This is a genomic window from Qipengyuania aestuarii, from assembly GCF_019711535.1.
Classification (GTDB): domain Bacteria; phylum Pseudomonadota; class Alphaproteobacteria; order Sphingomonadales; family Sphingomonadaceae; genus Qipengyuania; species Qipengyuania aestuarii.
The window spans coordinates 424,577-438,590 of the sequence record NZ_JAIGNP010000003.1 but is presented as its reverse complement, the minus strand read 5'-3'; the positions used below and the strand labels follow the sequence as shown (position 1 = coordinate 438,590).

Genomic DNA, 14,014 nt, shown 5'->3' with positions numbered 1-14,014 from the left:
TTTGCGAGGGAGACAACTCCACATGGCCGATGCTGACGCTGCGACGGCGGTAGACGAAAAAACAGTCCGGTTGCAGGTGGCTGCCGCCCGGCAGGAAGAAAGCGGCCATGGCATCGTACGCATGCCCCGCTCCGCCTTTCAGGCCCTGGGCATTACCGAAGGCGATCCGGTCGAACTCATCGGCAAGCGGGCGACTGTGGCGATTGCCATGTCGGCTTACGATGAAGACCAGGCCATCGAAGTCATCCGGCTCGACGGTCTTCAGCGCGGCAATGCCGAAGTCGGCTCGGGCGAGCACGTTAAAGTGAAGGCCGCCGAATCGCGCCCCGCCACGCGGGTAGTATTCGCTCCGGCCAATCGCGACATGCGTTTGCAGGGGCCGGCGCAGGCTCTTAAGCGCAACTTTGCAGGCAAGCCGCTCATGGCAGGCGATCTGGTGGCGACGACCGGCCAGCAGCCGGTGCAGAATATGCCTCCAGAGGTGCGCCGTATGTTCAATGCGCCTGCCTATGCGTTGACGCAGATACGTCTCTCGGTCGTGTCGACCAGCCCCAAGGGCATCGTTCACATTGACGAGAATACCGAAGTGGAATTGCGCGCCGAGTTCGAGGCTCCGCGCGATGCGCGCGCCGTCGTCAACTATGACGATGTCGGCGGCATAGAGGACACCATTCAGGCGCTGCGTGAAATGGTCGAGCTGCCATTACGCTATCCCGAACTCTTTACCCGGCTAGGCGTCGATCCGCCGAAGGGCGTGTTGCTGCACGGCCCGCCAGGCACCGGCAAGACCCGTCTGGCGCAGGCCGTGGCCAATGAAAGCGATGCCGAGTTTTTCACCATCAACGGCCCCGAGATCATGGGATCGGGCTATGGCGACAGCGAAAAGGCACTGCGGGAAGTGTTCGAGCAGGCGACCAAGGCTGCGCCTGCGATCATCTTCATCGATGAAATCGACTCGATCGCGCCGAAGCGGGACCGTGTTCCCGGCGAAGCGGAAAAGCGTCTGGTCGCTCAGCTGCTCACCCTGATGGACGGGCTGGAGTCGCGCTCCAACCTCGTGGTCATCGCGGCTACCAACCGGCCCGATGCGATCGACGAAGCGCTGCGCCGCCCGGGCCGCTTCGACCGCGAGATCGTCATCGGGGTGCCGGACGAGAAAGGCCGCCGGGAAATTCTCGGCATTCATACGCGCGGAATGCCGCTGGGCGACAGGGTCGACCTGACCGAACTCGCCAAGGCAACCTACGGCTTTGTCGGGGCAGACATTGCCGCGCTCACGCGTGAGGCCGCGATCGACGCCGTCCGCCGCATCATGCCGAAGATCGATCTCGACGAGCGGACCATTCCGCCCGAAGTGCTCGACGAGCTCTACGTTGGCCGCGAGGATTTCCTTTCGGCGCTCAAGCGGATCCAGCCCAGCGCCATGCGCGAGGTGATGGTTCAGGTTCCGAATGTGGGCTGGGACGATATCGGCGGCGTCGGCGAATCGATCTCGAAGCTCAAGGAAGGTATCGAGCTTCCGATGAAAAACCCCGAGGCCTTCCGGCGTCTGGGGATCCGGCCGGCAAAGGGTTTCCTTCTTTATGGTCCACCGGGCACCGGCAAGACTTTGCTGGCCAAGGCTGTCGCCAAGGAAGCAGAAGCCAATTTCATCTCGATGAAGTCGAGCGATCTCCTCTCAAAATGGTACGGCGAAAGCGAACAGCAGATCGCCCGCATGTTCAAGCGCGCCCGGGCAGTGGCCCCTTGCGTCGTCTTCATCGACGAGATCGACAGCCTGGTGCCCGCCCGCGGGTCCGGGCAGGGCGAACCTCAGGTGACCGGCCGGGTGGTGAACACCATCCTTGCCGAGATGGACGGGCTGGAAGAGCTGCAGTCGGTGGTCGTGATCGGCGCAACCAACCGTCCGACCCTGGTGGACCCTGCTCTGCTCCGGCCGGGTCGGTTCGACGAGCTGGTCTATGTCGGTACTCCCGACAAAGCCGGCCGCGAGCAGATCCTCGGCATCCACACGGCGAATATGCCGCTGGCTGCGGACGTCAGCCTGGCTGATATCGCGGGCAAGACCGAGCGCTTCACCGGTGCCGATCTGGAAGACGTGGTTCGCCGGGCGGGTCTCAATGCCCTGCAGCGTGCCGGCGGAGACGTTCAACAGGTTACCGGACCTGACTTCGAGGAAGCGCTCAAGGACAGCCGCGCCACGGTGACCAGCAAGATGGAAGCCGAATACAAGAAGATGCGTGGCGAGTTGAAGAAGCGGGCGGCCGAAGTGCAGCCGATCGGCTTCATCCACGAAGGCATGCTCGAGCCGACACGCGACCGGAAGCATGGCAATGCCGAAGGTTGATTAATTGCCCATCGCGCGCTGGTTTGCCGCTTCCACTTCGAGGCGGTGGCGGATCAGCGCGCCTGGCTGGTTCTTGCGCAGCCAGGCAACCATATGCTCCCGTGCTTCGCAGCGCAGGGTGAAGAGATCGCCGATCGTATCCGCACTCATGGATAGCCGCAGTTCGATGCTTTCGGGATAGGCTTCGGTCATCAGCAGCGCCAAATTGCGCCCGTCCCACAGCGGATGCGCCGTCACGAAGCGTTCGAACTCCTCGCGGATAGGGTCAACTTCGGCGGCCGGATCGAGATGCAGCATCACCGGGCCGGTGAGCTTTTCGCTGACGCGCGACCAATTCTCGAAACTTTGATCGAGGAAGCGACTGGTGGGTACGACCATCACGCGTTCGTCCCAGGTTCGCACGGTGACGAAGCTCATGCGGATTTCCTCCACCCGGCCGGCCTGCCCGTCGACCTTGACGAGATCGCCGATCCGCAGCGGCTGCGTCAGCGCCATCTGCAAGCCCGCGATAAGCGATTTCAGGGCGGGCTGGGCGGCCGCGCCGACGGCGAGGGCCGCCAGACCGGCAGAGGCCAGCATCGTGGTGCCGACATCGCGCACACCGGGAATATTCACCATGATGAGCGAAATGGTGATGATGACGATCGCCACCCGCGCAGTGCGTGACAGGATCGCGATACGGGTGCGGTATCCGCGATGCAGGACTTCTTCGCCGGTGACCGCCAGCTGCGCCTCGTAACCCGCGGCCAGCCCCTTGACGAAGGAGAAGGCCACCCAGCCGATGACGGCAGGCATGAGATACCGGATCAGCGTATCCCACCCGTCGCCAATCAGCGCGTCATTTTCTGCGGCGATGGAAATGCCGAACGCAATCATCGCCCAGCGCATTGGCTTGCGGACCTTGGCAACGAGGGTGTCGTCCACCCTGCTGGCCGATGCGCGGGTGACCCGGCCGAGCAGTTTGAAGACGATCCAGTGCAGGGCCAGCGCCAGGAACGTGGCTACTCCCAAGGCAATCGCTGTGTGGATCAGGCCTTCGTAGGAAACCGGCCAGTTCTGGGGATAGTACCGCTCGAGCATCGCCTACGCGATTATTGACCTTGCTCCGTGGTGGCAAGGCTTGTGCTTCTTTCCACCTGCGGCAGCGTGATCCTGACAGTCAGGCCGGTTGGAGTGAAATCCCGTTCGACGCTTCCCCCGAACTGGCGCGCCGCGCTTTCCATAAGCAGGCTGCCAAAGCCCTTTCGGTCGGGCTCGCCTTCGATCTCAGCGCCGCTCTCGCTCCAGACCAGTTCGACCGCGTCGCCCACCCATTTCCAGCTCACATCGATCCCGCCGCCATGGGCCCATGCGCCATATTTGACGGCATTGGTCGTCAATTCGTGAAGCACGAGACCAAGCGGCGTGATCCGCTTGGCCGGGAGCAGGACTTCCGGCCCATCGATCTGCGCCGGTTGGGTCTGCGAACGATAGGGCGCGAGCGTGGTCTCGACCAGCGCCTCGAGCGATGCGAGCTCGCGATCGAGCGCGCCTTGGCTTACCTCATGTGCGGTCAGGAGCGCCCGGACGCGTTCGGAAATGGCGTCCGTCACCGGCTTGGCCTCCGGCTTGTCACGCGCGCTCATCTGGATGATTGCCAGCACGACCGCAAACAGGTTCTTCACCCGGTGATTGAGTTCGCGGGCGAGCAGATCTGCACGGTCGCGCGCTTCGCCCACTGCGGCGGCCTGCGCGGCTTCCGCTTCTGCGCGGGCGGCGCGCGATACCAGTCGCGAACCGAAATAGATCGCGATCACCAGCAGCGCGATCAAAGCGGCAAGCAGCGGCAGTACGCGCCCCTCGAGGCGGGCGGTGTCCTGCACCTGACTGGAGAGCAGCTCGCGTTCGATGTCCTCCATCTCGTCGAGCGCACGGCGCAAACGTTCCATGGTTTCCTGCCCCTGGTCGCTCAGGATCGCGCGCCGGGCTTCCAGCAGCTGCCCGTCCTCCAGCAGCACGACCGTATTTTCGAGTTCGGAGAACTTGGCTTTGGAAAGCATGCTGATCTGGTCCAGCAATTCCTCCTGCCGCGCCGTCACGTCGTCTCCCAGCAAGTCTCGCACCCGGCGCAGGGCTGGATCGATCTGTTCCCGGCCAGCCTGATAGGGTTCGAGATAACGGCGGTCGAGCGTGATGAGATAGCCGCGCTGCCCGGTCTCGCCGTTGAGCGCGGCGGTTTCCACGCGCTTCAGTTCCTCGATCAGCTCTGCCGTCCGCCCTGACTGCTGGCGCTGCGAGCGTTCAGCTTCGACTGTCTGATAGACCAGGAAAATGAGCGCCATCATGGCGGTGCCGATGATCAGCAGCACGATGGCATTGGGCAGCTTCACGCCCAGTGGCCTCTTCGGGATATCCATCACTAGTGCGCCGCCCCCCAGCTCTTGCCGGTACCGATGTCGATGCCAAGGGGCACCGACAGATCCACAGCGGGCCGTGCCGCACCTGCCATCACCCGCTCGATGACCTGCGATGCCGCATCGGCATCGGCTTCGGGTAATTCGAAGACCAGTTCGTCGTGGACCTGCAGCAGCATTCGGACATGGCCGAGGCCAGCCTCCTCAAGCGCCGGCCCCATGCGCACCATGGCCCGTTTGATGATGTCGGCGCTGGTGCCCTGGATGGGCGCATTGATCGCCGCGCGTTCGGAACCGGCGCGTTCGTTCGGGTTCTTCGAATTGATCCGGGGGAACCATGTCTTGCGGCCGAACAGCGTCTCCGAATACCCTTTCTCGCGCACGCTTTCGAGCGTGTGGAGGATGTATTTCTGGATGCCCGGGAAACGCTTGAAATACGTATCGATCATTGCCTGCGCTTCGTCGGGTTCGACCTTCAGGCGACCCGCCAGGCCCCAGCGCGAAATACCGTAGAGAATAGCGAAGTTGATCGTCTTGGCGCGGGCTCGCGTATCGCGGGTGACTTCGCCGAACATCTCGCTGGCGGTGCGCGAATGGATGTCCTCGCCCTCCTCGAACGCTTCGCGAAGCGGACCGACATCGGCCATGTGTGCAGCCAGGCGCAGTTCGATCTGCGAATAGTCGGCCGCGAGCAGGATATTGCCTTCATCCGCGACGAAGGCTTCGCGGATCTGGCGGCCGATTTCTGTGCGGATCGGGATGTTCTGGAGGTTCGGATCGGTCGAGGACAGGCGCCCGGTCTGCGCTCCTACCAGGCTGTAGCTGGTATGCACTCTGCCGGTCAGCGGATTGATGGCCTGTTGCAGCGCATCGGTATAGGTCGATTTCAGCTTGGTCAGCTGCCGCCATTCCAGCACCTTGTCGGCGATTTCCGCACCATCGCCGGAGAGGCGTTCGAGCACTGACTGGTCGGTCGAATACTGCCCGCTCTTGCCTTTCTTGCCGCCCTTGTGGCCCAGCTTGTCGAAGAGGATTTCGCCCAGCTGCTTGGGGCTGCCGACGGCGAATTCCTGCCCGGCGAGCTCGTGGATTTCGCCTTCGAGCCGCGCGGTTTCGGTGGCGAATTCTTCCGACAGGCGCGCGAGCTGCGCACGATCCACCTTGATGCCGTGACGTTCCATTCCCGCCACCACGGGGACCAGCGGACGGTCCACGCGTTCGTAAACCTTGGTCCCTCCTTCGAGGGGGAGGCGGCGGCGCAAATGCTTATAGAGACGCCAGGTCACGTCGGCGTCTTCGGCGGCATATTCGGTCGCCTTATCGAGCGGTACCTCGCCGAAGGGGATCGCCTTCTTGCCCGTTCCGCAGACGTCCTTGAAGCTGAGGCAGGTATGGCCGAGATGGCGCTCGGCCAGCTCGTCCATGCCGTGTCCGCCGCCGATACCCGCTTCGCTCCGGCCCGCGTCCAGCGCGAAGCTGATGATCATCGTGTCGTCGATCGGTGACACCTCGATCCCGTTGCGCGAGAGAACGTTGAGGTCATATTTGCCGTTCTGGAATATCTTGAGCACCGCATCGTCTTCCAGCAGCGGTTTCAGCATTTCCAGCGCCGCCTTCATCTCGACCTGGTCGGGCCGTTCGGCGAACATGTCGCTCCCGCCATGGGCGAGGGGGATGTAGCAGGCATCATTGGGCCCCAGCGCAAGGCTGATGCCGACCAGATCGCATTGCATGCAGTCGAGCGAGCTGGTTTCCGTGTCCACGGCCACCACCCGCGCTTCGCGGGCCCGGTCGATCCAGGATTGCAGGCGCTCCGCGGTCTGGACGCATTCATAGGCGCTGCGATCGACGGCGGGCATGTCGGGCAGGGGCTGGGCGTTGCCTTCGTCGCTGGGCTTGCTGCCCGCTGTTTCCTGCTTCGGCGGATTGAGATCGGTTGCGCGGTTGGGGCTGCCTGTGCCCGATTCCAGGCGCCGCAGCAGGCTGGTGAAGCCGTGCTTTTTCAGGAACGCCGCGAGCGGTTCGGAAGGCACACCGTCGAGCTTCATGTCCTCTAGATCGATGGGCAGGCCGCAATCTTCGCGCAGGGTGACGAGCACCCGGCTGAGCTCGGCATTGGCCCGGTGCTCGATCAGGCGTTCCTTGAGCTTGCTCTTCTTCATGCCCTCGGCCGCATCGAGCGCGGCGGTCAGATCGCCATGTTCGGCGATGAGTTTGCTCGCCGTCTTGGGGCCGACGCCGAAGATGCCGGGGATGTTGTCGACCGAATCGCCCATCAGCGCCAGCACGTCGCCCACCTTTTCGGGCGGCACACCGAACTTTTCCTCGACCTCCTCGATATAGATGCGCGCGCTTTTCATCGTATCGAGCATGTCGATCCTGGCGCCGTCTTTCTCACCGACCAGCTGCATCAGATCCTTGTCGGAAGAGACGATCGTCACGTCCCAGCCCTTCGCCTGCGCGGCGCGGGCATAGGATGCGATCATGTCGTCGGCCTCGACGTCGGGCTCCTCGATACAGGGGAGGCTGAAGGCGCGGGTGGCGTCGCGAATCAGCGGGAATTGCGGCACCAGATCCTCTGGCGGATCGGGGCGATTGGCCTTGTACTGATCGTAGATCTCATTGCGGAAACTGTGGCTCGACTTGTCGAGAATCACGGCGAGATGCGTCGGACCGTCTGCCTTGTCGAGATCGTCCGCCAGCTTCCACAGCATGGTGGTGTAGCCATAGACCGCGCCGACCGGCGTGCCTTCCGGATCGGTCAGCGGAGGAAGCCGGTGATATGCCCTGAAGATATAGGCCGAACCGTCGACGAGATAGAGGTGCTGCTTGTCTGCCATCGCATGGGGCACTAGCAGCCAGCCGCGCGGATGGGGAGCGCCAAGGGGTGGAAAAAAGATGAAAGTAAAAATGGCGTAAATGCGCGGGATTGCGGCAGGATCGTGGCAGATTGGGGCAAAAAGGCTTGCAGTGCCACAATGTCGCCACTATTTAGACACCGTAAGGCCGGATTTGGATGGCCTTGCGCGGGGATGGAGTTCCTCTCCGCATTCAGAACTCGCTGTTTAAGGATTTACCATTATGCGTAAGATCGCACTCGTTGCTGCCGCTTCGGCCGCTGCTCTCTCGCTCGCTGCTTGCTCGGAAGCAACCGAAGATTCCGCTGGCGAAACCGTTGATTCGGCTGCTGCCGACACCGAAGCCAACATGGAAGCCGCTGGCAACACCATGGAAGAAGGCGCTGCTGAAATGGAAGCTGGCGCTGACGAAATGGCTGCCGACGCTGACGCAGCTGCTGCTGAAGTCGAAGCCGACGTTCAGGACGAAACCACCGCAGAAGCTCAGGCCGACTAATTCGGTTCAGCTTTGCGGGACGGTTCACCGTTCCAAAAAAGAAGGGTGGTGCCAGATGGCGCCGCCCTTTCTTTATGGCCCACGAACTTCGGTGCGTGGGATTTATAAATCCGCTGAAATCAGCCGCCGTAATCGGCATCCGCCCAGACGCGGCCGTCAGCCTTACGGTCGGCAAAGCCGCGGTATAGCGCGCCGGTGATCGTCGAGATGCGGGCGTCGCGCATTTGCCGCGCTTGGAGCTTGCGGCTCCGGTCGCCATTCTCGACCGCCATCGAAGGGCTCTGCCCGGTGACATAGATCGCAACAGCAACCGCGCGGCCGTCGGGCGTGTGGAAGATCCCGATGTCGCTCGCGGTGCGGGCAAGCGTGCCGGTCTTGTGCGCCAAGCCGGCGCTGGTCGGCAGGGCAGAGCGCATCCTCTTCTTGCCGGTGGTGGTGGCGCGCATGGCGTTCATCAGGACGCCGCGCGAAGAGGCGCTGAGCCACTTGCCCTGATAGATGCCCGCCAGAAGCTGGCCCATGGCGCGCGGGGTCGCGCTGTCGCGGAAATCCACGGCGGAAGCGGGATCGACGCGTCCGTCTTCGCGCACCAGCGTCGCAATATCGCGGGTCAGTTGGAATTCGGTGATCCCCGCGCCGCGCATCCATTCATTGACGGCCTGCGGGCCGCCGACCGCGTTCAGCAGGGCATCGGTGCAGGCATTGCAGCTCTTGCTGATCATCAGGTCGAGATGCTGCTTGCCGGACAGAAAGGCGCCGCCCGGACGCGGCAGCCGCCATTCGCTGGTCAGGCTCCATTTCCCGGCATCGACACCGGCGAGATAGGTGGCGGCGATGGCCACCTTGCTGGTGCTGGCCATGGGGAAGCGCTGATCGGCCAGAACGCCGACTTCGTGCCCCGTGGTGAGGTCGATGGCATAGACCCCGATGCGGCCTTGCGAGCCTTCCGCGAGCTGGGAAATACGCTGGCCGAGGGGATCGTCATATACCGCTTCGTATGTCTGCGGGGTCCGCGCTTCGGTCCCCAGAACCTGATCGAATTGCGCAGTATATCCCTGCGCATTGGCGATGGCGGGCAGGCCCAGAGCAAGTGCCCCGGCTGCCAGCATGTTCCCGAGTTTTCTGATCCGCATGGCTATCCCGTTACCAAATCGATGGTTTTCAGGACATTAACGATATGTGGCGAAAAGGTGCAAGCACTGCCGCGACGAATTGTGTCGCGGCAGCGCTGGAGATACTATCGGCTATTAGCAGTTAAGAGCCGATTTCTTGACCAAATCAGGCCGCGGCAATAGCCTTTTCGATGCGGTCTGTGGGTTCTCCGGTCATCGTCTTGTCGATTTCTCCGACCAGCCGTTTTTCGAGTTCGGAATGATAATGGCGGCGCATTTCGCCAAGGGTCTTGGGGTCCGCGATCACTAGCAAATCATTGATTTCCCCGGCGACCGCCTTGGCATTCAGCCATTCCGCGGCCGCCGCGCCGTGGGCGAGTTCGTTGAGGTCGGTGGCGCCGTGACGCTGCCCCATATCGTCCTGATGCTTGATCCCGGCGCTGAAATTGGTGGCTTCGAGATCGGGTTTCTGGGCGCCTTCGAGCTTGGGTTCGAAGGGCTGGCCGGTGTTCTGCATGACGGTGAAATTCTCACCATCGACGATTGCGACATGGGCCTTGTGCGGCAGTTTCATGGATGTCTCCTCCAGTAATTGGGTCTCGCGCAACCAACGGCCGGTGTTCCGAAATGGTCCCCGAACACCGTCTTGATCGGATGGAGCGGGCCCGGAACCCGGCAGATCGTCCATGACGTTCGCAGATTGTCCGGTTGACCCGGCGGCGAAGCTGAGTCTTCATCGCCCGCATCAATCTTGGGGACCTGTTTCATGACCAATCTGTTCCGCGCCGCTGCCTGCGGCCTGCTCCTTTCCACTTCGAGTGTCGCGATGGCGCAATCCGCCCCGATCGTGCTGCCGGGCGCGCCGGGCGAAGCGCCGCGGGTGATCGGCGAGGCGGAAGCCATCGCCCTGTCCGACACGCGCTATTCGCCGGCCGACGTGCGTTTCATGCAGGGCATGATCGCGCATCACCAGCAGGCGGTCGACATGGCGCGGCTGGCGCCCGATCGCACCAATAACGATGCCATCCTCAAGACCGCCGACCGGATCGAGGCGGGCCAGCGCGACGAGATGACATTCATGCGCGAATGGCTGGAGCAGCGCCGCGAACAGATCGCCATGCCGCATTCGATGCATACCGCGGCGCATGGCATGGGGCTGATGAAGGGCATGGCGACGCCCGAGCAGATGACCCGGCTCGCTGCCTCCAACGGCACCGCTTTCGACGAGCTGTTCCTCCAGCTGATGATCGCCCATCACAAGGGCGCGCTCGACATGGTGGACGAGCTGCACGATGCCCCCGGCAGCGCCTATGAGCCCGTCCTGTTCGAATTCACCAACGATGTGGTGACCGACCAGCAGGCGGAAATCGACCGCATGAATTCGGTGCTGGCCGAACTGTCCCGCGATCCGCGAGCCACGCTGTCCGCGGGCTTCCGCGATGCGGGCGAGGCGATCCTGAACCTGCGCCTCGTGGCCGCGCAGCCCAAGCCCGCCGGGTTCTTCGATCCCCAGAACCCCGCGCAATTGCAGCCGCTGATCGAGAAGGACGAGGACGAGAAGGAAGGCAAGGCCAAATCCCCCAGGGCTGAAGCCGCGGCGGCAGAGGATGCCGAGGAGGAAAAGCCCCAGTTCGGCAAGCGCGGCTCGCTGCTCGATTTCGCCAATACCGACATCGCCTTTGCGGGCGATCTGATGGTGGCGGGCAGCTATCACGGTTTCAACGCCTATCGCCTGGGCGCGGACGGCGTGCCGCAGCTGGTGTCCTCCACCGTCTGCCCCGGCGGGCAGGGCGACGTGTCGATCGTCGGCGATCTGTTGATCATGAGCGTGCAGGACAGCCGCGCCCGGGTCGATTGCGGCCTTGAAGGCGTCGCCGGCAAGGTCAGCGAGGAGCGCTTCCGCGGCCTGCGCATCTTCGACATTTCGGACATCACCCGCCCGCGCCAGGTCGGGCTGGTGCAGACCTGCCGCGGCAGCCACACCCATTCGATCGTCAGCGCCGACGAGCGCCGGATCGTGGTCTACAATTCGGGCACCAGTTATGTCCGCGATAATGAGGAGCTGGAAGGCTGCTTCGACACCGCCGGTGACGAAACCGCGCTGTTCAGCATCGACGTGGTCGAAATCCCCGTCAGCAATCCGGCGGCGGCGCGCATCGTCGACCGCCCGCGCGTCTTTGCCAAGGGCGGCCAGATCGCGGGCCTGTGGCGCGGCGGCAATCACGGCGAAGGCACGCAGGAAACCTTTGTCACCAACCAGTGCCACGACATCACCGTGTTCCCGGCCAAGAATCTGGCCGCCGGCGCCTGTTCGGGCAATGGCATCATCCTCGACATTTCGGACCCCTTCCAGCCCAAACGCATCGACGATGTGACCGACAAGGGCTTTGCCTACTGGCATTCGGCCACCTTCAACAACGATGGTACCAAGGTGCTGTTCACCGATGAATGGGGCGGCGGCGGGCGGCCGCGCTGCCAGGCGGGCGATCCCACCAATTGGGGCGCCGATGCCTTCTATGCGATCGAGGACGGCAAGCTGAGCTATCGCGGCATCTACAAGCTGCCCGCGCCGCAGAGCGACAAGGAAAACTGCGTCGCGCACAATGGCTCGATCATCCCCGTGCCGGGGCGCGATATCTTCGTGCAGGCATGGTATCAGGGCGGCATTTCGGTGATCGACTTCACCGATGCCAGCAACCCGTTCGAAATCGCCTATTTCGACCGCGGGCCGGTGGACAAGGACCAGCTGGTGACCGGCGGTTACTGGTCGGCCTATTGGTACAAGGGCCGCATCTACGCGACCGAGATCAGCCGCGGCCTCGACATCTTCGCGCTGGAGCCGAGCGAATTCCTCACGCCCGAGGAAATCGCCGCAGCCGAAGCGGCGCAATATGAAGGCGGCGTGTTCAACCCGCAGACCCAGACGCAGGTCACCTGGCCCGCCGAAGTCGTCCGCGCCGCCGAGGACAGCCGCAAGGGCGGCTAAGGGCGCGGCGGAATATGGGGGAGTTTCGGGTTCGACGGATGGGCCCGGGGCGCCCCCTAATGACTTGTGGGAGAGTGGGGATATCGGCGCGCTTGTTTCCAAGAAGCGCCCAGTGGCAGCTTGCGACGCCATTAGGTACGTTCAGGGTCGAAGTGGTGCTGCAAAAAGCTGCCATTTGAACAGTTAGTCTGTAACAATATGACTGAGTGATTGGCGTCCGGGGTCGCGACAACGAGGGTTCGAAACGACGCTATTAGAACGGGATGTCATCTAGATCGTCGTATGGGCCGGCTTTGTCCTCAACAAGTCGGTTTAGCTCAATCTTCCAATCGCTCTGTGTCGCGTTCTTCATATATGAGGTAAGGCGCTGATATTGGTTCGTTAGATAGATCGACTGATTCAATTGAACACTGTCGCCAAACGCTAGCGAAATCTGTTCGGCCTGCGCGTCTGTAAGCTCAGGGACGTTAGACTTCATCCGTTCAAATCGACTCTTTGCTTCATTGAAAGATGGGGACTGACAAAAGCTATTAATAAGTATTGATTTGTAACGCTCCAAAGTTCGCAGGCGTTTACTCAAAAGTGGTGCGAGCTTTTGCGCAGCCGTAATTGGCTCGATTAATGACCCTCGAGTGGCTTGCTTGTGAGCGATAAATCCCGAAGGATCGCGACCGTCAATTTTGAGCGAAATCACCGGAATACCACGACCAAGAGCATACCCCACCTCTTGCATACAATAAGGTGATTGGCTGAAATCATCCGTCGTAATGGCAACCATGATTTCCATGGTATCGAGCCCGTCTAAGATCACCTTTTGCCAATCCTCGTCGTCTGGGATGGTTTCATGCGCCACGAAGCAAGACATCCCGTAGGTCTCCATCGCATCAGCAATCTGCTGGACCTCTACTTTTGTCCTGTCGCGATGACTCATGAAGACGCGAGCCAAGCCTGGCTTCCAAATCTCTATTTTGGCTGGATCAGCTAGCACTCGCTCTGAAAAGGGTGTTGCCTCTCTACATTCAGGATCAGACTCGTCCTCGACTTCGATAATGACGCCCGCGAAATACTCATCAGCCGTAGATGAAAGTTTACTCAAGTCCTCCAAGATCGATGAGGCATAGCTACTTTGATCGCCAACGCTGACCTGTGAGACAACCGTCAAAGGAGCGAAAAGTAGAACGACGTGTCCGTCCATACCGCCGTTCCAGTTGTCGTGCTCAACTCCCTCGCGAAGATGCCATTTCCCGTGAGTAATTACATCGCGCTGGTAAGTCGATTTCTCGCGGTCATAAACGGCCGCAAGTTGTCTGAGGTATTTCGGCAGCTTGGCTTTGAGAACTGACATTGAGCCAATTTAGCGGCGTTGCGGATTGCCGCGCAAGAGACCGTGTCTCCCTTTACCCGGTCGCGACGAACGTGGTTTCTCGGATAGAGGCGGTTGCAGCATGAGTATTGAGATTTTCGAGTTACTGAACCATCGTCCGCTTACTCAAGCCAAATGCCGACAGTCTCAAAGCCACCTGTCCCAGGACGCTACGGCCGGACCGGCCAAAAGTCAGGAGCGGTCGAGGACCCGGTTGCGAATGCAGCTTGATCGTGAGGGGAAAGGGATGAGCAGCCACTGCTGTGAAATGATGCGCGAAAATGTCGAGAACGTTTGCGATCGGCATGAGGATCGATTTGAGTGTCCTGACGCTTTGATTCACTGTTCTGAGGCGCAGGATCGCTATGGGCTCATCATCCATGATGGCGGGACGTCGATCATAAGGATCTCATACTGCCCATGGTGCGCGACCAAGCTACAGAATGGCTTGGGCTGATG

10 protein-coding genes are annotated in these 14,014 nt (G+C 61.8%); 4 read left to right on the top strand and 6 right to left on the bottom strand.

Annotated elements, in window-relative coordinates; translation table 11 throughout:
- Positions 1-22: 22 nt before the first annotated feature.
- Complete coding sequence (locus K3175_RS11840; RefSeq protein WP_221543586.1) at positions 23-2,347, top strand: CDC48 family AAA ATPase; 2,325 nt, start codon at positions 23-25, stop codon at positions 2,345-2,347.
- On the opposite strand, the gene K3175_RS11835 is transcribed toward K3175_RS11840, so the two are convergent.
- From K3175_RS11835 to polA, 3 genes are read right to left on the bottom strand one after another with little or no spacing between them, the layout of a single operon-like run.
- Positions 2,348-3,427, bottom strand: a complete 1,080-nt coding sequence (locus K3175_RS11835) for a mechanosensitive ion channel family protein (protein ID WP_221543585.1) — start codon at positions 3,425-3,427, stop codon at positions 2,348-2,350.
- A gap of 11 nt (positions 3,428-3,438) precedes the next feature.
- Positions 3,439-4,743 carry a sensor histidine kinase gene (locus tag K3175_RS11830; RefSeq protein WP_221543584.1) on the bottom strand — a complete coding sequence of 435 codons (1,305 nt, stop codon included), beginning with the start codon at positions 4,741-4,743 and terminating at the stop codon, positions 3,439-3,441.
- Between the two features lie 2 nt (positions 4,744-4,745).
- Complete coding sequence (gene polA, locus K3175_RS11825; RefSeq protein ID WP_221543583.1) at positions 4,746-7,580, bottom strand: DNA polymerase I; 2,835 nt, start codon at positions 7,578-7,580, stop codon at positions 4,746-4,748.
- Positions 7,581-7,821: 241 nt separating this feature from the next.
- On the opposite strand from polA, the gene K3175_RS11820 reads away from it, so the two are divergent.
- Positions 7,822-8,094, top strand: coding sequence for a hypothetical protein (locus tag K3175_RS11820; RefSeq protein WP_221543582.1), 273 nt, complete (start codon positions 7,822-7,824; stop codon positions 8,092-8,094).
- A gap of 119 nt (positions 8,095-8,213) precedes the next feature.
- Here the strand turns inward: K3175_RS11820 and K3175_RS11815 are convergent, their stop codons facing one another.
- Positions 8,214-9,227, bottom strand: coding sequence for a serine hydrolase (locus K3175_RS11815; protein WP_221543581.1), 1,014 nt, complete (start codon positions 9,225-9,227; stop codon positions 8,214-8,216).
- Positions 9,228-9,372: 145 nt separating this feature from the next.
- The gene (locus tag K3175_RS11810) at positions 9,373-9,780 is read right to left on the bottom strand and encodes a baeRF12 domain-containing protein (protein WP_221543580.1); all 408 of its coding nucleotides are present in this window, start codon (positions 9,778-9,780) and stop codon (positions 9,373-9,375) included.
- Positions 9,781-9,972: 192 nt separating this feature from the next.
- On the opposite strand from K3175_RS11810, the gene K3175_RS11805 reads away from it, so the two are divergent.
- A complete protein-coding gene (locus tag K3175_RS11805; protein ID WP_221543579.1) occupies positions 9,973-12,192 on the top strand; it encodes a DUF305 domain-containing protein in 2,220 nt (739 codons plus the stop codon).
- Positions 12,193-12,445: 253 nt separating this feature from the next.
- Here K3175_RS11805 and K3175_RS11800 read toward each other — a convergent pair whose 3' ends face one another.
- Positions 12,446-13,537 carry a toll/interleukin-1 receptor domain-containing protein gene (locus K3175_RS11800; protein ID WP_221543578.1) on the bottom strand — a complete coding sequence of 364 codons (1,092 nt, stop codon included), beginning with the start codon at positions 13,535-13,537 and terminating at the stop codon, positions 12,446-12,448.
- Positions 13,538-13,637: 100 nt separating this feature from the next.
- On the opposite strand from K3175_RS11800, the gene K3175_RS14400 reads away from it, so the two are divergent.
- Positions 13,638-14,012 (top strand): DUF6980 family protein, encoded by a 375-nt coding sequence (locus K3175_RS14400; protein ID WP_425594845.1) that lies wholly within the window; start codon positions 13,638-13,640, stop codon positions 14,010-14,012.
- Positions 14,013-14,014 lie beyond the last annotated feature (2 nt).